This is a genomic window from Streptomyces parvus (assembly GCF_014648875.1).
GTDB lineage: Bacteria > Actinomycetota > Actinomycetes > Streptomycetales > Streptomycetaceae > Streptomyces > Streptomyces parvus.
In genome coordinates, this window is record NZ_BMRY01000024.1 from 1 (window position 1) to 21,957 (window position 21,957).

The window sequence follows — 21,957 nt, forward strand, 5'->3', positions numbered from 1 at the left end:
GGCGCGAACACCTCCCCGGCAAACTCCTCCAACCGGCCCCTGCACGAAACGAGTTCATCCACCCTCATACCAGCAGGAAACCACCAGAGCGACTACTTGCCCAGAGACGTAACAAAGCCCTACTAGGGTCTGTCGTTTGGATCAGGTCGGGTAAGGGAGCGGGGTCCGGTGCGTGCAGCTGCAAGGCGGAGGATTGAGGCAACGCGGAGCGTTGGTGATTGACGACTACGCCGCAGATGTGCGTGCCGGGGCCCGCGAGCCCGGCATGATCCAAACGAAAGGCCCTAAGGCCACCGTCCGCCCCTCGGGCACCGGACGGGCCCGCCTAAGGCCCCCGTCCCCGCGAAGATGCGGAACTCGCCCGATGCCCCACCCCCACCTGGCCGACGAGAGTGGACACACAGCGAACACAGGGCCCCGGCCGACCGGCCGGACCCCCCTCCGGTCCGCTGCCACGACCAGGAATCAGGGGAAGACCATGTACGAGTACGAGATCTACCGCTCCGCCTCCGCCGAGCTGATCCGCCGGGCGGACGCCGAGCGCGAGATCGGCCGGGCCCGCCGCGCCCGCCGGGCCGCCCGCCGAACCGGACGCCAGGATCCGGAGGGGAAGGTGAGGGAGAGCGACCGCAACCGCTTCGCCCCGGCCGCCTGACGATGGCCCGGCCCGGGACGATCCCCGTGCCGGACGCCGGTCCCGCCGCCGCCCCTTCCGGACCGGGCGCGGCGGGCCCGGCACGTGCGGCGAGCATGATCACCCTGCGCGAAAGGACTCCCGCCGCCTCGTATGCGTATGCGATGCTCGGCGGCGTGGAGAACAGGTCAGTCAGCCCCGTGTTCGTCGGGCGCGCCGAAGAGCTCGCCTCGCTCACCGAGGCGCTGGCACGGGCCGCTTCCGGCGATCCGCAGGCGCTGCTGATCGGCGGCGAGGCGGGCGTTGGCAAGACCCGCCTGGTCGAGCAGTTCGTCGCGGCGGCCGAGCGTCGCGACGCCGTGGTCGCCGTCGGATCCTGCGTCGAGATCGGGGCCGACGGGCTGCCGTTCGCCCCCTTCCCGGCCGCCCTGCGCGCCCTGCGGCGCGCTCTGCCCGAGGAGATGGCCGCCGCCTGCGCCGGCAAGGAGGGCGAGCTGGCCCGCCTCCTGCCCGAGCTGGGCGAGGCCCGCCGGGACGCCACCGACGAGTACAGCACCGCCCGCCTCTTCGAACTCGCCGGACGCCTGCTGGAGCAGATCTCCGCCGACCGCCCGGTCGTCCTCGTCCTGGAGGATCTGCACTGGGCGGACGCCTCCACCCGGCATCTGCTCGCCTATCTCTTCCGTACCCTGAGCACCGGCCGCCTCATGGTCGTCGGCACCTACCGCGCCGACGACATCCACCGCCGCCACCCCCTGCGCCCGCTCCTCGCCGAGCTGGACCGGCTGCGTACCGTCACCCGCGTCGAACTCGACCGGTTCAGCCACGACGAGGTCGGCCGCCAGCTGGCCGGCATCCTCGCCGAGATCCCCGAGGCCGCACTCGTCGACGAGATCTTCGAACGCTCCGACGGCAACGCCTTCTTCGTCGAGGAGCTGGCCGGCTCCCTGGAGTGCTGCGGCGACAGCTCCGGGCTCTCCGAATCGCTCCGCGACCTCCTGCTCGTCCGCGTGGAGGCGCTTCCCGAGCACGCCCAGCGGATCGCCAGGATCGTCGCCGAGGGCGGCTCCTTCGTCGAACACGAACTGCTGGCCGCCGTCGCCGGGCTCGGCGAGGACGACCTCGACGAGGCCCTGCGCGCGGCCGTCGGCGCCAACCTGCTGCAACCCGCGCCCGACAGCGACGGCTACCGCTTCCGGCACTCCCTGGTCCGCGAGGCCGTCAGCGACGACCTGCTGCCCGGGGAGCGCACCCGCGTCAACCGCCGGTACGCCGAAGCCCTGGAGTCCGACCCCTCCCTCGTCCGCGACGACGAACGCGCCACCCGGCTCGCCAGCTACTGGTACGCCGCCCACGACGCCGCCAAGGCCCTGCCCGCCGTGCTCCGGGCCGCCGTCGAGGCCCGCCGCCGCTATGCCTACTCCGAGCAACTGCGGCTCCTGGAGCGGGCGATGGAACTCTGGGACGATGTCCCCGGTGAAGTCCTCGCCACCCTCCGCCCCTTCGACTACGCCGAGGTCTACCCGGCCTCCGCCTGCGACCCGGAGAACACGCCCCTGCGCTACCTCGACGTGATGGCCGAGGCCACCGTCGCCGCCCACTTCGGCGGCGACCGCAAACGCGCCCTGGCCATCTCCAAGAAGGCCATGCGGGTCCTGGCCGCCGAGGCCGACCCGCTGCGCGAGGCCTGGTTCCTGGTGCAGCGCAGCCGGCTCGTGCAGGGGCTCGACAAGGGGGACGGCTGGGAGGAGCTGGCCGCCGCCCAGGAGCTGGTGCGGGGGCTGCCGCCGTCGCCCGTGCAGGCCGACGTCCACACGAACGTGGCCAGTTGGAAGGCGCTCCACCAGCCGGGCCCGCAGGCGCTCGCCGACAGCGACCGCGCCGTGGAGTACGCCCGGCTCGTCGGCGACGAGTACATCGAGCTGCACGCCCGCCTCACCCGCGGCTGGCTCGTCGCCGACGCGGGCGGCGTCGAGGAGGGCCTCGCCGAGATGTACGCGGTCCGGGACCGCGCCGAACAGCTGCACCTGATGAACCTCCTGGGCCGGGTCAGCATCAACCTGCCCTCCTCGCTGGAGTCGATGGGCCGCTCGCTGGAGGCCGTCGCCGCCGCCGACCACGGCATCGAGATCTGCCACAGCCACGGCCTGGCCGACTCCGGCGCCTGGGTGTACGCCAACCAGTCCGAGTCCCTGTTCTCCCTCGGGCACTGGGCCCAGAGCGAGACCGCCGCCGCGTCCTCCGCCCGCCTGGCGCTGGGCCCCCGGGCGAAGGGCCTCGCCGCGCTCCGCCGTACCGAACTGGCCGTCGCCCGGGGGGACACGGCCGAGGCGGAGGAGCAGCTCGCCCTGGTCCGCAGGCACTTCGGGCACCGCGACCCGCAGCACCAGCACACGATCGACCCCGTCCGCCTCGGCATGGTGCTGGCCGCCTCCCAGGGCAGGCTCGCCGAGGCACGGGCCGCGTTCGAGGAGCTGGCCAGGGCCGGCTTCCCGCCCGGCACCCAGCGTTACGCCCTGCCGCTGCTCCGGACCGCCGCCATGATCGAGGCGGACCATCGCGGACTGCCCGCCGCCGAACCGGACCGTCCGGAGCTGCTCGCCCTGATCCGCCGGTGTGCGAAGACCCTCCCGATGCTCGTCCCCGTGTGGGAGGCCTTCGGGGTCTTCATCGAGGCGGAGCTGGCCCGTGCGGAGGGCACGGACACGCCCGACCACTGGGCCCGCGCCGCGGAGGCCTTCGGCCCGCTGTGCCGTCCGTACCATCTGGCCCAGATCCACCACCGCTGGGCGGAGTCCCTGCTCATCGCCCCCGGCTGCCGGTCCACCGCCACGGCCCTGCTGCACCGCGCCCAGGAGGCCGCCGGGCGGCTCGGCGCGCGCCCGCTCGCCGAGGCGGTCGAACAGCTGGCCGCCCGCGCCCGCATCACCCTCGACGACCCCGGCGCGGCACCCGGCTCCGACGCCGGGATCCACCCGGCCGTCCTGGCCCCCGCATCCGCCGCCGACGGCCCCGGCCGGCCGCCGGCCGAGGATGAGGACCCCGCCATCGCCGCCGTGGCGTCCTTCGGGCTGACCCCGCGCGAGCAGGACGTGCACCGGTTGGTCGCGGCCGGACACACCAACCGGAAGATCGCCGAGGAGCTGTTCATCTCCCCGAAGACCGCGAGCGTCCACGTCTCCAACATCCTGGCCAAGCTCGGCGTCTCCAGCCGCGGCGAGGCAGCCGCCCTCGCCCACCGCCTGAGGCTCTACCCGGCGGCGTAGGGCTCTTCCGAGTCCGAGTCCGAGTCCGAGACCGACTCTGACTCCGGGTCCGTGCCCGTTTCCGTGTCCGGGGGACGCACGGTGACCTTCCCCGAGGTCAGGTCTATCGGCCCCCGGTGCGGATCGCCGATGCCGAGATCGACCCGGCTCAGCTCCAGCCGCTTCTGCTCGTCCGAGGCGTGCTTGCGCCCCGGGGCGAAGAGCTCCTCGAAGAAATTGAACACCGGCCGTGCTCCCTCCGACATGCCGCGCGGGGCGGCCCGCTACTCCACCTCGACCTGAAGGATCCTGTCGTCCCCGTCCCGCTCCGTTCCCCGTCCGTCCGTGTTGCTGGTGAGCAGCCACAGGCGGTCGGTCCCCGCGCTCACCACCGTGCGCAGGCGGCCGTGCTCCTCCTCCAGGAACGCCTGGGGGTCCGCGAGAGGTTCCCCGGCCTTCTCGCCGGACAACGGAATCCGCCACAGCCGCTCACCGCGCAGCCCGGCCATCCAGATCGAGCCCTCCGCGTACGCGATCCCGCTGGGGGAGGCCTCCGAGGTCTTCCACTGCGCCACCGGGTCGATGAACCCGTCCTCGCCCTCCCGGCCCTCCACCTCGGGCCAGCCGTAGTTCCCGCCGGGCTCGATCAGATTCAGCTCGTCCCAGGTGTTCTGCCCGAACTCGGCGGCCCACAGACGCTTCTCCGCGTCCCACGCGATCCCCTGCACATTGCGGTGCCCGTACGAATACACCACCGAGTCCGCCTCCGGATTGCCGTGCACCGGCTCGCCGTCGGGGGTCATCCGCAGAATCTTGCCCGCCAGCGACTCCTTGTCCTGCGACAGCTCCGTGTCCCCGGCCTCACCCGTGCCCGCGTACAGCATCTTGTCCGGGCCGAAGGCGATCCGGCCGCCGTTGTGGATGCTGCCCTTGGGGATACCGCGCAGCACGGTGTCCGGGGCGCCGAGCTGCTGTCCCGCCGGGCGCTTCTCGTCGTAACTCATCCGGGCGATCCGGTTGTCGGACGTGGTCGTGAAGTACGCGTACACCAACTGGTCCGCGCCGAACGTGGACGAGACGGCGAGTCCGAGCAGTCCGCCCTCGCCGGCCGGGGCGACCCCGGGCACCGAGCCCAGCAGCGTCTGCTTGCCGCTCTCGCCGTCGATCCGGTGGATCGTGCCCTCGTCCCGCGAGGACACCAGCAGATCACCGCCCGGCAGCGCGGCCAGACCCCAGGGCGACTTCAGGTTCTCCGTCAGCGTCGAGACGACCTTCGCCGAACCCTTCTCGGGCGGCAGATCCGCCGACCGGCCCGGCGAGGCCGGGGAAGCGGATCCCGAGGCGGTCGGGGAACCGGCCGGCCGCCCGGACGCACCGCCCTCCCCGCCCCCGTCGCCGGAACACGCGGCGGACAGCAGCAGGGCCGCCGACACCACCGCGGCCAGCACCCCCCTGCGCACGGCCGGGGACTGCACACGTCCGAACAGAGCACCACGCACGGAACCGATCCTTTCGACGGTTGCCCGACACCTGCTCCTGCACCCTCACCCGTTCCTACTGCCCCGGCCGGTCCAGAAGTTCCCGATCCGCCCATTCTCCCGCCGTACGGGTCGCCCCGCTCAGTCCCAGGAATCGCGGGCGGCGGGCAGCGCGTCGATCTCCGCCAGGTCCCGGTCCTCCAGGACCACCCGCGCCGCCCCGGCGTTCTCCACCGCCCACCGCTCCCGCTTCGCCCCCGGCACCGGCACCACATGCGGGCCCTGGCGCAGCACCCACGCCAGCGCCACCTGCGCCACGGTCACCCCCCGGCGCTCCGCCACCCGCCGCAGACCGGCCACCACCGGCTGGTTCGCCGCCATCACCTCGGCCGTGAACCGCGGATGCCTGGCCCGCAGATCCTCCGGCTCGAACCCCTGCCCCGGCTTCAGCGTCCCGGTCAGATAACCGCTGCCCAGCGGCATCGCGGCCAGCAGCCCGACCCCGCGCGCCACGCACCACGGCAGCAGCTCCGCCAGAGCATCCCGCGACCACACCGACAGCTCCGCCTCGACGGCGCTGACCGGGAAGACCTGCTGGATCCGTTCCAACTGCCGGATCGTTCCCTCGAACGGACTCTCGCCCGACCGGCGCGGGGCCCGCGCCCCCACGGCGCACAGCCCCAGCGAGCGCACCTTGCCCATGGTGACCAGCTCCGCCATCGCGCCCCAGGTCTCCTCCACCGGCACTTCGGGGTCGGCCCGGTGCAGCTGGTACAGGTCGATCACATCGGTCTGGAGCCGTCGCAGCGAGGCGTCGCAGGCCCGCCGGACGTACCCGGGCCGGCCGTTCGCGACGATGTGCTGATCGCCCACCAGCAGCCCGCACTTGGTGGAGACGAACGCCTCCTCGCGGCGGCCCTTCAGCGCCCGCCCCACCAGCAGCTCATTGGTGAACGGGCCGTACATGTCCGCGGTGTCGAGCAGCCGGACGCCCGCGTCCAGTGCCGCGTGCACCGTCCGCACCGAGCGGTCGCCGAGCTGCTGCGACGCGCTGTAACCCCAGCTCATCGGCATACAGCCGAGCCCGACCGCACCCACGGCAAGCCCCGCCGCCCCGATAGTCCTGCACTCCAACTCCCCGAACCCTCCATGCTCTCCCGTCGGCACGGGGCCGTACCGCACCCAAAAGTAACCTCTGGCGTCCCCGGGTCTTCGCGCAGCCGCCCTGGAGTGCTCGCACACCCGTCGCATAGCCTCCCGACCATGACTGCGACGACTGCTGACGTATGGCTGCCCTTCCCGGCCGAGGAGATCGACGGGCTCCCGGAAGGGCCCAACTACCTCTTCTGGAACGGCGGCCCGGACTTCCCCGCCGATCCGGCCGACTGCGCCTATTACGTCGTTCCCTACATGCAGGGCCCCGAGGTCGCGCAGCGCCCGCTCGCCTCGATGACCTCGGTCCAGGTGGTGCAGACGCTCTCCGCCGGCATCGACCACGTCGAGCCCGGCCTCCCCCTGCTGCCCGCCGGGGTGCGGCTCTGCAACGCCAAGGGGGTCCACGAGGCGTCCACCGCCGAGCTGACCCTCGGACTCATCCTGGCCTCCCTGCGCGGGATTCCCGGGTTCGTCCACGGCCAGGACAAGGAGGAGTGGCGTTCCGGCTTCTACCCGGCGCTCGCCGACAAGTCCGTCCTCATCGTGGGGTACGGCTCCATCGGCTCGGCCATCGAGGACCGGCTCACCCCCTTCGAGTGCGCGCGGGTGGCGCGCGTCGCGCGCTCCGCGCGGACCACCGCACGCGGCCCCGTACACACGCTCGACGATCTGCCCACCCTGCTGCCCGAGGCCGACATCGTGATCCTCTCCACCCCGCTGAACCCGTCCACGCAGGGGCTGGTGGGCACCGACTTCCTCGCCGCGATGCCCGACGGCGCCCTTCTCGTCAATGTCGCACGCGGCGGAGTCGTCGACACCAAGGCCCTGTTGACCGAACTGGAATCCGGACGGCTGCGGGCCGCCCTCGATGTGACCGATCCCGAACCCCTGCCCCAGGGCCATCCTCTCTGGCATGCTCCGAATGTCTTGATCACCCCTCATGTGGGCGGCAGCACCTCGGCGTTCGAACCTCGCGCCAAGCGGCTGATGGCCGCCCAGCTCACCCGGTTCACCGCCGGAGAGCCGTTGCACAACCTGGTCGCGACCACCGGCTGATCCCGCCCCGGCAGCCACGCTACGGGGTGGTCCGGGTGCACGCAGTGCCGCTCACCTCGCATTTCGTTACAGAGCGTAGAGAAGCTATGGCCCTGAGTGACGGATCTGGTGTATCGTCCGACCCGGGGGGCTGCGCCGTGCAAGGGACGGCGCGGGGGGAGCACCGGAACGCGAGGGGGCGACGGGCGATGTGCTGGCCATGGAGAGACGAGCCGACGCGGACGAGCGGACGGTCGCGGCCGTCCGCGCCCAGGGGGCGCACCACCCGTCGATGGCCGGATCCATGCCACGGAGCGGTGACCCGGGAGCGGCCGGGGCCGCCACGGAGCGAGCGGCACAGGAGAGGCTCCGCGCGGAGCCAGGCGCCGGGGAGCGCCTGCCCGGCGGGCCCGGGGCGGGGAGCCCTCCGGTGAGCGCGCTGGGGGCCCTGCTCGCCCCGCGGTCCGAGTCCGGCGCCACCGGGATGCGGTCCCGGATCCTGCTCGGTCTCGTCTGCGCCGGATATTCGGTGGGCGCCGCCCTCGGCTGGGGGTCACCGCAAGTCGCGCTCTTCATGGGCGACTTCGGACTCGCCGCAGCCGCGCTGGTCGCCGCGGTCTCGTGCTTCCTGTACGCGCGGACGGGTGCGGGCCGGCTGCGGCCCGCCTGGATGCTGTTCTCGCTCTCCTCCCTGATGGCGGCCTGCGGAAACGCCGTCTGGGGGTGGTACGAGGTGATCCTCGGCGTCCCCGTGCCCACGCCCTCCCTCGCCGACGTGTTCTTCCTCTGCTTCGCTCCGCCCGCCATCATCGGGCTGCTCGTCCTCGCCAAACGGCCCGTCACCCGGGCCGGCTGGGTCTGCCTCGCCCTGGACGCCTGGCTGATCGGCGGCTCCCTGCTGACGCTCGCCTGGAGCCTCGCCCTCGCGCACACCGCGCACACCGCGCACATGGCGGGCTTCCAGGACACCAGCGTCGCCCCCGCGGCCCTGTCGCTGGCCTATCCGCTGCTCGACATCGTGCTCGTCTCGATGGTCCTCGCCCTGCACTTCCGGCGGGTCGGAGTCAACCGCTCCGCGGTCAACACCGCCATCGCCGCCCTGGCGCTCACCGTGCTGAGCGACGCGGTGTTCACCTCACCGCTGCTGCGCTCCACCTACCACTCGGGCCAGCTGCTCGACGCCGGCTGGTTCGCCGGGTCGCTGCTCCTCGCGTACGCCCCCTGGGGCGCCCGGCGCGGAGTTCGCCGCCCCCCCCGGCCGGGCCCCCCGCGCGCCATCGCCAGCCGCCCGATCGCCGGTTCCCTCGCCGCCCTCACCCCGTATCTCGCCGCCGCCGTCTGCACCCTCGGCATCCTGTACAACGTGGTCGACGGCCGCCGGGTGGACCGGGTCGTCATCTTCACCGCCTGCACCGTCGTCCTGGCACTGGTCGTCCGGCAGGGCATCATGCTGCTGGACAACATCTCCCTCACCCAGGAGCTGGCCCAGAAGGAAAACCACTTCCGCTCCCTGGTGCAGGGCTCCAGCGACGTCATCATGATCGCCGCGCCCAACGGCACCCTGCGCTACGTCAGTCCCGCCGCCGCCGGGGTCTACGGGCGCGAGGCGGAGGACCTGGTCGGCGCCGAGCTGTCCTCGATCATCCACCCCGAGGATCTCGGCCGAGTCGTCCACGAGGTGCGGCGCTTCCTCGCCACCCCGCCCCACGAGGAGCCCACCACCCGCATCGAGTGCCGCTTCCGCTCCGGCACCGGCGACTGGCTCAACGTCGAGTCCACCGTCAACCGCCACCAGGGCGGCCTCCTCCTCAACAGCCGGGACGTCACCGAACGGGTCAGGCTGCAGGCCCAGTTGCAGCACAACGCCGAGCACGACCCGCTCACCGACCTGCCCAACCGGGCCCTGTTCACCGCCCGGGTCCGCCAGGCGCTCGGCGGCCGCCGGGCCGGTGACCTCGGCACCGCCGTCCTCTTCATCGACCTCGACGGCTTCAAGCAGGTCAACGACACCATCGGCCACCAGGCGGGCGACGAACTGCTCATCCAGGCCGGCCGCCGCCTCCAGGAATCCGTGCGGGCCGGCGACACGGCGGCCCGGCTCGGCGGCGACGAATTCGCCGCGCTCATCATGGGCGACGGCACCCGCGACCAGGGCGCCCGCGAGTACCAGGTCCACGAGATCGCCGACCGGCTCCGCCTCACCCTCTCCCAGCCCTACCGGATCGGCGCCAGCGAGGTCCGGGTGGCCGCGTCCATCGGGATGGCCTTCGCCGAGCCCGCCATCACCCCCACGGACCTCATGCGCAACGCCGACCTCGCGATGTACCGCGCCAAGGCCGGCGGCAAGGACCGGGTCGAGCTGTACGCCCCGCAGATGCAGGCCGACGTCGTACGCCGCTCGGAGCTGGCCACGCGGCTGCGCACCGCCCTGCGCGACGGCGAGTTCGCCCTGCTCCACCAGCCCGTCGTCCACCTCGCCAGCGGCTCCGTCGCCGCCGTCGCCGCCCAGGCCCGCTGGCGCTCCGCCCAGGGCATCCTGTTCACCCCCGCCGAGTTCCTGCGGGTCTCCGGCGACGACGACCGCACCGCCGAGCTCGGCCGCTGGCTCCTGGAGGAGGCCGTGGCCCAGGCCGCCGACCGCGCCAGGGCCGGACACCCCGTCGCCGTCTCCGTACGGCTCTCGGCCGCCCGGCTGCTGGACGCCGCCCCGCCGCCCGGCTCCATCGAGGCGCTGCTGACCCGGCACGGGCTGCCCTCCGGCGCCCTGATGATCGAGGTCGCCGACAGCGACCCCCGCGTCTCCTTCGACGCCCTGGAGCAGCGCCTCGTGGCGCTGCGCCGACTCGGCGTACGGATCGCGCTCGACGGCTTCGGCAGCGGATTCGCGGCGATCAACGCGCTGCGCCGGCTCCCCATCGACGTACTGAAGCTCGACCGGAACCTGGTGGAGGGAGTGGTCGAATCGGCCAGGCTGCACAAGATCACCAGCGGCCTTCTCCGGATCGCCTGCGACCTCGGCCTCCAGTCCGTCGCCGATGGCGTCGACGTCCCCGAGCAGGTCCTCGCCCTGCGCGCCATGGGGTGCACCCACGGCCAGGGGATGGCCTTCTCGGGCCCGCTCGACGAGTACCGGCTGCGCCGCGCCCTGGTCCGCGGGGAGTTCCCGGTACCGGGCGTCCCGAGCCCCCGGCCGGTGATGGCGGGCGGCTCGATCCCCCTGCTCACCGGATCACATACTGAGACGCCTGTCCCACCCACTTGACACGTCATGCGTGCCGGAGAGAGGGTCAATGCCATGCGCACCCGAATTCTCGTACTTGGAAAGCGCGTCGGCTGAAGCAGAGTCACTCCATGACACTCTGCGGACCGCACCCGGCGCGCTCCCCTCGCTTGCCTCACGGCACGAGGGGTTTTTTGTTGCACTGACACCTCTCAAAACGCCGCAAAACACCCGCGAAAACCCTCAGCTTCGAGAAGAGAATGCCGATGACCGAGCAGGCCACCGGGGCCCACCACCCGCAGCCGCGCGCCCGTTCCGGCGGACAGCCGTCCGCCACCGTTGAGCACGTCACGGGCGCGCAGTCCCTCATCCGTTCTCTTGAGGAAGTCGGCGCCGACACGGTATTCGGCATCCCCGGCGGCTGCATCCTCCCCGCCTACGACCCGCTGATGGACTCCACCCGGGTCCGTCACGTCCTGGTCCGTCACGAGCAGGGCGCGGGCCACGCCGCCACCGGATACGCGCAGGCCACCGGCAAGGTCGGCGTCTGCATGGCCACCTCGGGCCCCGGTGCGACCAACCTGGTCACCCCGATCGCCGACGCGCACATGGACTCCGTTCCGCTCGTCGCGATCACCGGCCAGGTCGCCTCCAAGGCGATCGGCACCGACGCCTTCCAGGAAGCCGACATCTGCGGCATCACGATGCCGATCACCAAGCACAACTTCCTGGTCACCCGGGCCGAGGACATCGCGCACACCATCGCCGAGGCCTTCCACATCGCCTCCACCGGCCGCCCCGGACCGGTCCTCGTCGACATCGCCAAGGACGCCCTCCAGGCGAAGACCACCTTCAGCTGGCCGCCCACCCAGGACCTGCCCGGCTACCGCCCGGTGACCAAGCCGCACGCCAAGCAGATCCGCGAGGCCGCGAAGCTGATCACCCAGTCCAAGCGTCCCGTGCTGTACGTCGGCGGCGGCGTCCTGAAGGCCGGGGCCACCGCCGAGCTGAAGGTCCTCGCGGAGCTGACCGGAGCGCCCGTCACCACCACCCTGATGGCGCTTGGCGCCTTCCCCGACAGCCACCCGCTGCACGTGGGAATGCCGGGCATGCACGGAGCGGTCACCGCCGTCACCGCGCTGCAGAAGGCCGACCTGATCGTCGCCCTCGGAGCCCGCTTCGACGACCGCGTCACCGGCAAGCTGGACAGCTTCGCCCCGTACGCCAAGATCGTCCACGCCGATATCGATCCCGCCGAGATCGGCAAGAACCGCACCGCCGACGTGCCGATCGTCGGTGATGCCCGCGAGGTCCTGGCCGACCTGGTCCAGGCCGTCCAGGTGGAGCACACCGAGGGCAACACCGGCGACTACGCCGCCTGGTGGAAGGACCTCAACCGCTGGCGCGAGACCTATCCCCTGGGCTACGACCTGCCCGAGGACGGCAGCCTCTCCCCGCAGCAGGTCATCCAGCGCATCGGCAAGCTCGCCCCCGAAGGCACGATCTTCACGGCGGGCGTCGGACAGCACCAGATGTGGGCCGCGCACTACATCGACTACGACCAGCCCGCCACCTGGCTCAACAGCGGCGGCGCCGGGACGATGGGCTACGCGGTCCCCGCCGCGATGGGAGCCAAGGCCGGCGCCCCCGAGCGCACGGTCTGGGCCATCGACGGCGACGGCTGCTTCCAGATGACCAACCAGGAACTGGCCACCTGCGCGCTCAACAACATCCCGATCAAGGTCGCCGTCATCAACAACGGCGCCCTCGGGATGGTCCGCCAGTGGCAGACCCTCTTCTACAACCAGCGCTACTCCAACACCGTCCTGCACTCCGGCCCGGACGCCCCCGCCAAGGGCACCCGTGTCCCGGACTTCGTCAAGCTGTCCGAGGCCATGGGCTGCCACGCCATCCGCTGCGAGGACCCGGCCGACCTGGACAAGGTCATCGAAGAGGCCAACGCCATCAACGACCGCCCCGTCGTGATCGACTTCATCGTCCACGAGGACGCCATGGTCTGGCCGATGGTCGCCGCCGGCACCTCCAACGACGAGGTCCTGGCCGCGCGCGGCGTCCGCCCCGACTTCGGCGACAACGAAGACGACTGAGAGACAGAGAGAGAACGACTCCCATGTCCGAAAAGCACACGCTCTCCGTCCTGGTCGAGAACAAGCCCGGTGTCCTCGCCCGGATCACCGCTCTGTTCTCCCGACGCGGCTTCAACATCGACTCGCTCGCGGTCGGTACGACCGAGCACCCCGACATCTCCCGCATCACCATCGTCGTGAATGTCGAGGGCCTGCCCCTGGAGCAGGTGACCAAGCAGCTCAACAAGCTGGTCAACGTCCTGAAGATCGTCGAACTCGAGCCGTCCGCTGCGATCCAGCGGGAGCTCGTCCTGGTGAAGGTCCGCGCCGACAGCGAGACCCGCTCCCAGATCGTCGAGATCGTCCAGCTGTTCCGCGCCAAGACCGTCGACGTCTCCCCGGAGGCCGTCACGATCGAGGCGACCGGAGGGGCCGACAAGCTGGAGGCGATGCTCAAGATGCTGGAGCAGTACGGCATCAAGGAGCTCGTCCAGTCCGGCACCATCGCCATAGGGCGCGGCGCGCGCTCGATCACCGACCGGTCCCTGCGCGCCCTCGACCGCTCGGCCTGAGCGGACGGACCCCGGGCGGAGCCCAGGGGCCTGCCGCGCGACGGCCGGACCCGCTCTCCGCTCGCATGGCGAGACCCGACAACGCACCCGACGCACCCGCCGTACGGTGGGACGCAACACCTGCACACCAAGGAGAAGACCCAGTGGCCGAGCTGTTCTACGACGACGATGCCGACCTGTCCATCATCCAGGGCCGCAAGGTCGCGGTTCTCGGTTACGGCAGCCAGGGCCACGCCCACGCGCTGTCGCTCCGCGACTCCGGCGTCGACGTCCGCGTCGGTCTGCACGAGGGCTCGAAGTCCAAGGCCAAGGCCGAGGAGCAGGGCCTGCGCGTGGTGACCCCCTCCGAGGCGGCCGCCGAGGCCGACGTCATCATGATCCTCGTCCCGGACCCGATCCAGGCCCAGGTCTACGAGGAGTCCGTCAAGGACAACCTCAAGGCGGGCGACGCGCTGTTCTTCGGCCACGGCCTGAACATCCGCTTCGGCTTCATCAAGCCCCCGGCCGACGTCGACGTCTGCATGGTCGCCCCCAAGGGCCCCGGCCACCTGGTCCGCCGCCAGTACGAGGAGGGCCGCGGCGTCCCCTGCATCGTGGCCGTCGAGCAGGACTCCACGGGCAAGGGCCTGGAGCTCGCCCTCTCGTACGCCAAGGGCATCGGCGGCACCCGCGCCGGCGTCATCAAGACCACCTTCACCGAGGAGACCGAGACCGACCTGTTCGGTGAGCAGGCCGTCCTCTGCGGTGGCACCGCCGCCCTGGTCAAGGCCGGCTTCGAGACGCTGACCGAGGCCGGCTACCAGCCCGAGATCGCGTACTTCGAGTGCCTGCACGAGCTGAAGCTCATCGTCGACCTCATGTACGAGGGCGGCCTGGAGAAGATGCGCTGGTCCATCTCGGAGACCGCCGAGTGGGGCGACTACGTCACCGGCCCCCGGATCATCACCGACGCCACCAAGGCCGAGATGAAGAAGGTCCTCGCCGAGATCCAGGACGGCACCTTCGCCAAGAACTGGATGGCCGAGTACCACAACGGTCTGCCCAAGTACAACGAGTACAAGAAGGCCGACAGCGACCACCTGCTGGAGACCACGGGCCGCGAGCTGCGCAAGCTCATGAGCTGGGTGAACGACGAAGAGGCCTAGGCCTCGGGGGAGCGGGGCGGGTCCACCACGGACCCGCCCCGCTCCGCACTGCCCCAGGGGCGTTCCGTACGGCTGTACACCACGGACCCGCCCCGCTCCGCACTGCCCCAGGGGCGTTCCGTACGGCTGTACACCACGTCCACCCTCGTGCGGGTGATCCTTCCACGGGGGCGCGGTACACGGCCCGTCGCATGACTACACTTCTCAACACATACACGCGTCAGGGCCCACAGTGTCGTGCGTCTACCACGCGGCTAGCCCCTCCACCGCCTGCGGCCGTCGGGACGGCCGTCCGCACTGGACTTGTGAGGACTCACGTGAGCTCGAAACCTGTCGTACTCATCGCTGAAGAGCTGTCGCCCGCCACGGTCGACGCCCTGGGTCCGGATTTCGAGATCCGGCACTGCAACGGCGCGGACCGCGCCGAGCTGCTCCCCGCGATCGCCGACGTCGACGCGATCCTGGTGCGCTCCGCCACCAAGGTCGACGCCGAGGCCCTCGCCGCCGCCAGGAAGCTCCGGGTCGTGGCCCGCGCGGGCGTCGGCCTGGACAACGTGGACGTCTCCGCCGCCACCAAGGCCGGCGTGATGGTCGTCAACGCCCCGACCTCCAACATCGTCACCGCCGCCGAGCTGGCCTGCGGTCTGCTGGTGGCCACCGCGCGCAACATCCCGCAGGCCAACACCGCGCTGAAGAACGGCGAGTGGAAGCGCTCCAAGTACACCGGGGTCGAGCTCAGCGAGAAGGTCCTCGGCGTCGTCGGCCTCGGCCGCATCGGCGTCCTGGTCGCCCAGCGCATGTCGGCCTTCGGCATGAAGATCGTCGCCTACGACCCCTACGTCCAGCCTGTCCGCGCCGCGCAGATGGGCGTCAAGCTCCTCAGCCTGGACGAGCTGCTGGAGGTCGCCGACTTCATCACCGTGCACCTGCCGAAGACCCCCGAGACCCTCGGCCTCATCGGGGACGAGGCGCTGCACAAGGTGAAGCCGTCGGTCCGCATCGTCAACGCCGCGCGCGGCGGGATCGTCGACGAGGAGGCGCTGTACTCCGCGCTCAAGGAGGGCCGCGTCGCCGGCGCCGGCCTCGATGTGTACGCGAAGGAGCCCTGCACGGACTCCCCGCTGTTCCAGTTCGACCAGGTCGTCTGCACCCCGCACCTCGGCGCCTCCACCGACGAGGCGCAGGAGAAGGCGGGCATCGCGGTCGCCAAGTCGGTGCGCCTCGCGCTCGCCGGTGAGCTGGTCCCGGACGCGGTCAACGTCCAGGGCGGCGTCATCGCCGAGGACGTACGCCCCGGTCTGCCGCTCGCCGAGAAGCTCGGCCGGATCTTCACCGCGCTGGCCGGCGAGGTCGCGGCCCGCCTCGACGTCGAGGTGTACGGCGAGATCACCCAGCACGACGTGAAGGTGCTGGAGCTCTCCGCGCTCAAGGGCGTCTTCGAGGACGTCGTCGACGAGACCGTCTCCTACGTCAACGCCCCGCTGTTCGCGCAGGAGCGCGGTGTCGAGGTCCGCCTCACCACCAGCTCCGAGTCGCCCGACCACCGCAACGTGGTCACCGTGCGCGGCACGCTCGGCAGCGGCGAGGAGGTCGCGGTATCCGGCACGCTGGCCGGCCCGAAGCACCTCCAGAAGATCGTGGCCATCGGCGAGCACGACGTCGACCTGACGCTCGCCGACCACATGGTCGTCCTGCGCTACCAGGACCGTCCCGGTGTGGTCGGCACGGTCGGCAAGATCCTCGGCGAGGCCGGGCTGAACATCGCGGGCATGCAGGTCTCGCGGGCCGCCGAGGGCGGCGAGGCGCTGGTCGTCCTCACCGTCGACGAGACGGTCCCGCAGCCGGTGCTGACCGAGATCGCCGAGGAGATCGGCGCGTCCTCGGCCCGCTCGGTGAACCTCACCGACTGACCCACCCCGTACGACCCGGCTGCCGGGCGCCCCTTCACCGGGGGCGCCCGGCAGTCGCGTTTCCGGCGTCCGAGCGGCCCGATCCACCCCTGTGGGCCCGGGGTTGGGCCCTGGGACCCACGACGTGCGAGGCGCCCGACCCTAGGGTGACCGGTTGTCATGTCACTCATGGGCACCGGGGGTCGGATCACGTATGTCTGCTGTCGGTGGCATACCCGTAGCGGGAGGCCCGGCTCCGGCCGCCGCCCCCCGGCGTGACCTCCCGGGCCCGCTCGCCGTGGTCCGCGTGGCCCTCCTCGTCCTGCTCGGCGCGACGGTCCTCGGCGCGGTCGGCCTCTCCGGCTCCGCGCTGGCCGCCGACGCCATGGGCGCCCAGGTGTTCGGCATCCTGCTGTACGCCTCCGCGCCCGGGGTGCTCTGCGCCCTGCTGGCCCGGCACCTGCGTACGGGCGGTCGGCGCGTGCTGTGGGGGATCGTCGCCGTCCAGATCTGGCTGATCATCGGCGGCCTCGGCAATCTGTCGGACGGCTCGCCGGACGGGATCACCCAGTTGGTGCTGCCCGTCCTGATCCTGGTGCTGCTGCGCCGTCCGCAGAGCCGCGCGTGGTTCCTGCTGCCGCCCCGGGAGCGCGGGGAGCCGCCGAAGTTCTCGCTCCCGCACATGATCACCTGGCGCCGGGACCGCGGGCAGTCCGCGCTGGAGTATCTGGGCCTGGTCCTGATCGTCGTCGCACTGATCGGCGCGCTGACGGTGGGCGGCCTCGGCGGCCGGATCACGGAAGGCCTCCAATCGGCGATCTGCTCGCTGACGGGCAGTTCGTGCCCGGTGTCGCCCGGAGGCAGCGACACGGTGGCGGGGGACGACCCGGGCGGCGGTGCGGACGGCGGTGCGTCGGCGGGCGCGGATGGCGGTGCGGACGGCGGGGCCGCCGACGGTGGTTCGACGACCACGGGTGGCACGACCACGGGTGGCACGACCGGCGGCGACGCGACGGGCGGCACAGAGGGCTCCGGTGGCACAGAGGGCTCCGGTGGTACGGGCGGCTCCGGTGGCACGGAGGGCACCGGCGGCTCCGAAGGCACCGGGGGCGCCGACTCCTCCAGCGGTGGCACCGGAGGCCCCGACGACGGGCGGCCCGGCACCGGCGAGGACACCTACTCCGAGGACAACGAGGAGCCCGAGGCCGCCTACGACGTACAGGCGTCCGACGACGGCGAGGGTGAGGGCGAGGGCGGCGAGCAGGCCGAGGAGCAGGAGGACTGCGGCGGCTGGGGCTTCTTCGGCTGCGCCTGGGACCGTACGACCCAGGTGGTCAAGGGCATTGTGGTCGACGGGATCTGGGGTGACATCACCGGGATCATCGACCTGTTCAAGCCGGAGACCTGGTCGGGCCTCGTCGACTACGGCAAGCAGCTCGGCGACCAGTGGGTCACCGACTCCGAGGGCGCGGGCGACAAGTGGGCCGACGGCGACTACCTGGGCGCGCTCCTGGACTGGGGCGGGGCCTCCGTCAACACGGTGATCACGGTCGGCGACGACATCTTCGTCGGCGACGAGGTCCGCGAGCGCTGGAACAACGGCGAGAAGACCCGGGCCGTCACCGATGTGATCTGGAACGTCGGCTCGCTGTTCATCCCCGGCTACAACGTGGCCAAGGTGGTCGGCAAGGCCGGGAAGCTCGGGAAGATCGGCAAGGTGGCCTCCGAGGTCGCGGACGCGGCGGGCGATGCGAGCGCCGCCGCCCGCCGGGCCCGGCAGGCCGCGGACGCGGGCGATCTCGACGGCGTACGCAAGGCGGCGAAGGAGGCCGACGAGGCGGCGGACAGCGCCGAGGACGCGGCGCGCCGAACCGGCTGCGTCATCGCGGGCGGACCGCCCAGGGTCCCGTACGGCGGAGGCGGGTTCGGCGGTGTGCCGGGCGCGGGCACCGGCGTGCTCGCGGGCGGTTCCCCGGGCCGGATCGTCCTCGCCGAGGGCGGCTGCGACGAGGCGGCCAAGAAGGCGGCCGAGGAGGCGCGGGCGGCGGAACGTCAGGCACACCTGGACCAGAAGCGGCTGGAGGAGCCGGACCGGGCGCGCCGGGCGGAGGCGGACAAGAAGAAGTACCCGGAGCCGAAGCACAACGACACCTCCGACCCGCGCAACTACAACCCGCCGTCCTGGGCCGACGACCTCAAGGACCGTACGCTCGGCGACGCCGACGCGGGCGACGGCTACTGGGCCAGCCGGGACCGCAACCCCGCGCCGAACTGGAAGAACGAGTCCTGGCTCCGCTACCAGGAGCAAGTGACCGGCACCAACCGCGGCCAGGAGTACGTCGTCCCGCATCCGCGCGAGGGCAAACCGGCGGTGGAGTACGACGGTTGGGACTCCTCCCGGCAGACCTTCCTGGAGGCCAAGAACGGTTACGGCAGCTATCTGTCCCAGTCGGACAGGGGCTCCCTGACCCAGTCCGGCAAGGACAAGTTCGTCACCGAGGCCCGCGCCCAGGTCGAGGCGGCCGGCGGCCGGAGCGTGGAGTGGCACTTCTCCGACCCGGACGTGGCCAAGGCCGCCCGCAAGGCGTTCCGTGACGAGGGGTTGCCGATCAAGGTGGTGCACACCAAGCCCCACCCGGGCGACAGCACCAGGAAACCGGAAGCCTTCGACTAGCCTGCAACGCGTGGTGATCCCCGGCCGCCGGCCGGCCGGGGGAGCCGCGTGCAGCGGGCAGGCCGACGGAGGAGAGACGAGCATGCGACGTGTAGTGCGGGGCTTCTGGGGTCCCCGGCCGGAGGCTGTCGAGGCGGTGGCCGACCGGTGGCTGCGGACCCTCGACGGGATCGCCGAGCTGGTCCCGCAGGCTGCCGACGTCTGGAGCCAGGTCCACGGGAACGGACCCGCCACCGCTTTCACCGCCGACCGGGACGTCCTGCTCGGCGCGCTCCGCACCGCCCAGAGCGCGACCGACTGGTCGGACCTCACCGGGACCGGGCTGCGGCTCGTCGGGACCGGCGCGCCCGGCTGGCAGGCCGAGGTCAGCGGACTGGCCGGGGGCGCGCCGGAGTTCCTGCTCCAGTCGCTCGCGATCATCCTGCACGCCCCGGACGAGGCCGTGGTCCCCGAGGAGGCCCTGCTCACCCTCCTGGCCCGGGTGTGGGAGCCGGACTTCGGCGATGTGAGCGACGACGACGTCCTGGACGCGCTGGAGGACGACGCCGGGTACTCCGTCGGCGACCCCGTCGTCGGGCGAGCCGGTTATCTCTCCCCGGCCCGCGCCGCCCTCGTCCCCGACGACCTGGAGACGGTCCGTCAACCCCTGCCCGGCGGTGGGGAGTTGCTGAGTATCTCGGCTCCGGGTGACAGTGCGACCGTGGTGCGTGTGTACGAGCGGCTGCGCGAGGCGGGGGCGCTGGCCCCGCTGCCCCGCCCCATGGACCGGGCGGCCCTGTGACCTCCCGGGCGGGCGAGGCCTTCGACGCTGAACGTGCGGCGGCGGAGGTCACCGAGCTTCTCGCCGCCCCCGTGCCGGCCCTCGGCCCCACTGCCGCCGAGGGCGACCCGGTCACCGGCGAGTGGACGGTCACCGTCGGAGAGGGCTTCCGGATCGTGCCGCTCTGGGAGGGCGACTCGCTCACCGGCGTGTACGCCCCCGAGTGGAACGACGCCGAGGAGGCCGCCGAGGCCCATCTGGCCGAGGTGGCCCGGGTGTTGGGCGAGCGCTGGGGGCCGCACCGCACGGTGCGGCTGGACGGGCCGCTGATGCGGCGGCAGGGCGGATCGACGGTGGAGCCGCTGTTCGAGGCGCTGTTCTCCCAGGACCTGTACGGAGACCTGGAGGTCTGGGGCCCCGTCGATCCGGGCGGCCGGTGGATCGCCCTGATCGTCGGCCACAGTGACGGGGACGCGCCGTTCGTGCTGGCCGCCCTGGTCAGCGACCGCCCGGTCCCGGAACCGGCCCCCTTCGACGGGCCGTTGTGAGGACCGTCCGGCTCCGCCCGATGCCGACAGGCGCGGGCCGGAGCCGCTGATAAGGTCCGTCGACATCAGCGCTCCCGTGAGCTGTCCCGTGCTGGAGAAGGTTCATGAAACTGCTTCCCCTGTTCCTCCGAAGGCCCATCGAAGCGGTGTACGAGCGCCGGCTCGCCGCCGGCCTGGTGGGACTGCCGCGCCCCCAGCACGTCGGGATCATGGTCGACGGCAACCGGCGCTGGGCCCGCAAGGCAGGGCACACGGACGTCCGGGAGGGCTACCGGGCGGGCGGCGCCAAGGTGACCACGTTCCTGGGCTGGTGCACGGCCGCGGGGATCGAGCACGTGACCCTCTTCATGCTCTCCGACGACAACCTGGGCCGCCCCGCCGAGGAGCTCGGCCCACTGATCGAGGTCATCGAGGAGACCGTCCGGGACATCACCGCCGAGGGCCGGGACTGGGAGGTCCGGGCGATCGGCTCGCTCGACATGCTGCCCGGCACCAGTGCCCGCGTGCTCAAGGAGGCCACCGCCGCCACGACCGGCCGCGGCGGACTCAAGGTGGACGTGGCGGTCGGCTACGGAGGCCGGCGCGAGATCGTCGACGCCGTGAAGAGCGCCTTCGAGGAGCACATCGCGGCCGGTGGCGACCCGGCCGAACTGGTCGCCCGGTTCGGGATCGACGACATCTCCCGGCACCTCTACTCACCCGTCGCCGACCACACCGACTTCATCATCCGCACCTCCGGCGAGCAGCGCCTGTCCGGCTTCCTGCTCTGGCAGTCCGCGTACGCCGAGATGCACTGGGTGGACTGCTACTGGCCGGCGTTCCGCCACGTGGACTTCCTGCGCGCGCTGCGCTCGTATGCCAACCGGGAACGCCGCTTCGGCAAGTAGCGCCTGCCGCCCCGGGGCGTGACGAGTGCTCAGAGCGACGCGTCGCGGTGGGTGGGCCGGCCGTCGACGACCGTGAGCAGCACCGGCAGGTCCGGCAGCTCGACCGCCGTCGTGGTCAGCGGGCTGTCCGCGAAGACCGTGAAGTCGGGGCGGTGGCCCACGGCGAGGCGGCCCGCCTCGTGCTCCTCGCCCGCCGCCCAGGCGGCGTTGACCGTCATGCCCTGGAGCGCTTCGAGGGCGGTGAGTCGTCTGCTCGCTACGACGGCCCCGCGCTGACGGACGAGAGCCCCGGCAGCCGGTTCTGGTACACGGGCGGGGTCAACGTTCCGGGGCCCTCGCTCTCGCGGCGGGTGTCGCCGCCGCGGCCCTGTGTGTGGACACCGTGTACACCGGGCCGGTCGCGGCGGCTCTGGGCGGCGTGGACCTGTCGCTCCCGGTGGGCATGCTCGTCGCCGCCGGAAGCTACGCGCTTCTGATGCGCCCGGGACGGGACGCCCCGCGGGCCTAGGTCCTGTCGTCAAACTGCCGTCTGCCGCGCGACGCCTGGCACGCACGCTCGCTGCGTTACCGAAATGCCCTGGTAGCTCCGCTACAAGACCATTCCGGCGCCTTGCGATCGCACGCACCA

General features: G+C 72.1%; 16 protein-coding genes and 2 pseudogenes. 13 read left to right on the forward strand and 5 right to left on the reverse strand.

What is annotated here, in order from left to right; all coding sequences use genetic code 11:
* Positions 1-478: 478 nt before the first annotated feature.
* Entirely contained in the window at positions 479-655 is a 177-nt protein-coding gene (locus IE140_RS35365; protein ID WP_167533589.1) for a hypothetical protein, read from the forward strand.
* A 2-nt stretch (positions 656-657) separates the two neighbouring features.
* Positions 658-3,900 carry a helix-turn-helix transcriptional regulator gene (locus IE140_RS35370; RefSeq protein ID WP_189461065.1) on the forward strand — a complete coding sequence of 1,081 codons (3,243 nt, stop codon included), beginning with the start codon at positions 658-660 and terminating at the stop codon, positions 3,898-3,900.
* On the opposite strand, the gene IE140_RS35375 is transcribed toward IE140_RS35370, so the two are convergent.
* The 3 genes from IE140_RS35375 to IE140_RS35385 form a co-directional block, all read right to left on the reverse strand.
* Positions 3,885-4,124, reverse strand: coding sequence for a DUF6191 domain-containing protein (locus tag IE140_RS35375; RefSeq protein ID WP_150197908.1), 240 nt, complete (start codon positions 4,122-4,124; stop codon positions 3,885-3,887). The genes IE140_RS35370 and IE140_RS35375 overlap by 16 nt on opposite strands.
* 39 nt (positions 4,125-4,163) lie before the next feature.
* On the reverse strand, positions 4,164-5,378 hold the full coding sequence (locus tag IE140_RS35380) for a PQQ-dependent sugar dehydrogenase (protein ID WP_150197910.1): 1,215 nt from the start codon (positions 5,376-5,378) through the stop codon (positions 4,164-4,166).
* A gap of 120 nt (positions 5,379-5,498) precedes the next feature.
* Positions 5,499-6,455, reverse strand: coding sequence for an aldo/keto reductase (locus IE140_RS35385; protein WP_189461069.1), 957 nt, complete (start codon positions 6,453-6,455; stop codon positions 5,499-5,501).
* Between the two features lie 165 nt (positions 6,456-6,620).
* On the opposite strand from IE140_RS35385, the gene IE140_RS35390 reads away from it, so the two are divergent.
* The 5 genes from IE140_RS35390 to ilvC all read left to right on the forward strand — a co-directional run bounded on the left by IE140_RS35390 (position 6,621) and on the right by ilvC (position 14,571).
* On the forward strand, positions 6,621-7,568 hold the full coding sequence (locus tag IE140_RS35390) for a 2-hydroxyacid dehydrogenase (RefSeq protein WP_150197914.1): 948 nt from the start codon (positions 6,621-6,623) through the stop codon (positions 7,566-7,568).
* Between the two features lie 409 nt (positions 7,569-7,977).
* Positions 7,978-10,809: a putative bifunctional diguanylate cyclase/phosphodiesterase gene (locus tag IE140_RS35395; protein WP_189461071.1), complete on the forward strand. Its 2,832-nt coding sequence runs from the start codon at positions 7,978-7,980 to the stop codon at positions 10,807-10,809.
* A 218-nt stretch (positions 10,810-11,027) separates the two neighbouring features.
* A complete protein-coding gene (locus IE140_RS35400) occupies positions 11,028-12,875 on the forward strand; it encodes an acetolactate synthase large subunit (RefSeq protein WP_150197005.1) in 1,848 nt (615 codons plus the stop codon).
* 23 nt (positions 12,876-12,898) lie between these two features.
* The gene (ilvN, locus tag IE140_RS35405) at positions 12,899-13,426 is read left to right on the forward strand and encodes an acetolactate synthase small subunit (RefSeq protein WP_006127785.1); all 528 of its coding nucleotides are present in this window, start codon (positions 12,899-12,901) and stop codon (positions 13,424-13,426) included.
* Positions 13,427-13,569: 143 nt separating this feature from the next.
* Positions 13,570-14,571 (forward strand): ketol-acid reductoisomerase, encoded by a 1,002-nt coding sequence (gene ilvC / locus IE140_RS35410; protein ID WP_006127786.1) that lies wholly within the window; start codon positions 13,570-13,572, stop codon positions 14,569-14,571.
* Here ilvC and IE140_RS35415 read toward each other — a convergent pair.
* Positions 14,568-14,714, reverse strand: coding sequence for a hypothetical protein (locus IE140_RS35415; RefSeq protein ID WP_167533555.1), 147 nt, complete (start codon positions 14,712-14,714; stop codon positions 14,568-14,570). The genes ilvC and IE140_RS35415 overlap by 4 nt on opposite strands.
* A 174-nt stretch (positions 14,715-14,888) precedes the next feature.
* Here IE140_RS35415 and serA point away from each other — a divergent pair, with 174 nt between their 5' ends.
* From serA to IE140_RS35440, 5 genes are all read left to right on the forward strand, one after another.
* Positions 14,889-16,481 (forward strand): phosphoglycerate dehydrogenase, encoded by a 1,593-nt coding sequence (gene serA / locus IE140_RS35420; RefSeq protein ID WP_150197006.1) that lies wholly within the window; start codon positions 14,889-14,891, stop codon positions 16,479-16,481.
* Between the two features lie 193 nt (positions 16,482-16,674).
* Positions 16,675-19,134, forward strand: a complete 2,460-nt coding sequence (locus IE140_RS35425) for a Tox-REase-5 domain-containing protein (protein WP_150197007.1) — start codon at positions 16,675-16,677, stop codon at positions 19,132-19,134.
* Positions 19,135-19,216: 82 nt separating this feature from the next.
* A complete protein-coding gene (locus IE140_RS35430; RefSeq protein WP_150197008.1) occupies positions 19,217-19,915 on the forward strand; it encodes a hypothetical protein in 699 nt (232 codons plus the stop codon).
* Positions 19,912-20,442: a hypothetical protein gene (locus IE140_RS35435; protein ID WP_150197009.1), complete on the forward strand. Its 531-nt coding sequence runs from the start codon at positions 19,912-19,914 to the stop codon at positions 20,440-20,442. Before IE140_RS35430 ends, IE140_RS35435 begins: the two co-directional genes overlap by 4 nt.
* A gap of 104 nt (positions 20,443-20,546) precedes the next feature.
* Positions 20,547-21,329: an isoprenyl transferase gene (locus IE140_RS35440; RefSeq protein ID WP_030078930.1), complete on the forward strand. Its 783-nt coding sequence runs from the start codon at positions 20,547-20,549 to the stop codon at positions 21,327-21,329.
* Between the two features lie 29 nt (positions 21,330-21,358).
* Here the strand turns inward: IE140_RS35440 and IE140_RS36340 are convergent.
* A pseudogene (locus IE140_RS36340) lies at positions 21,359-21,559 on the reverse strand (amidohydrolase family protein); the annotation flags it as partial.
* 24 nt (positions 21,560-21,583) lie between these two features.
* Here IE140_RS36340 and IE140_RS36345 point away from each other — a divergent pair.
* Positions 21,584-21,837, forward strand: a pseudogene (locus IE140_RS36345) (nitrate reductase); the annotation flags it as partial.
* Positions 21,838-21,957: the final 120 nt, after the last annotated feature.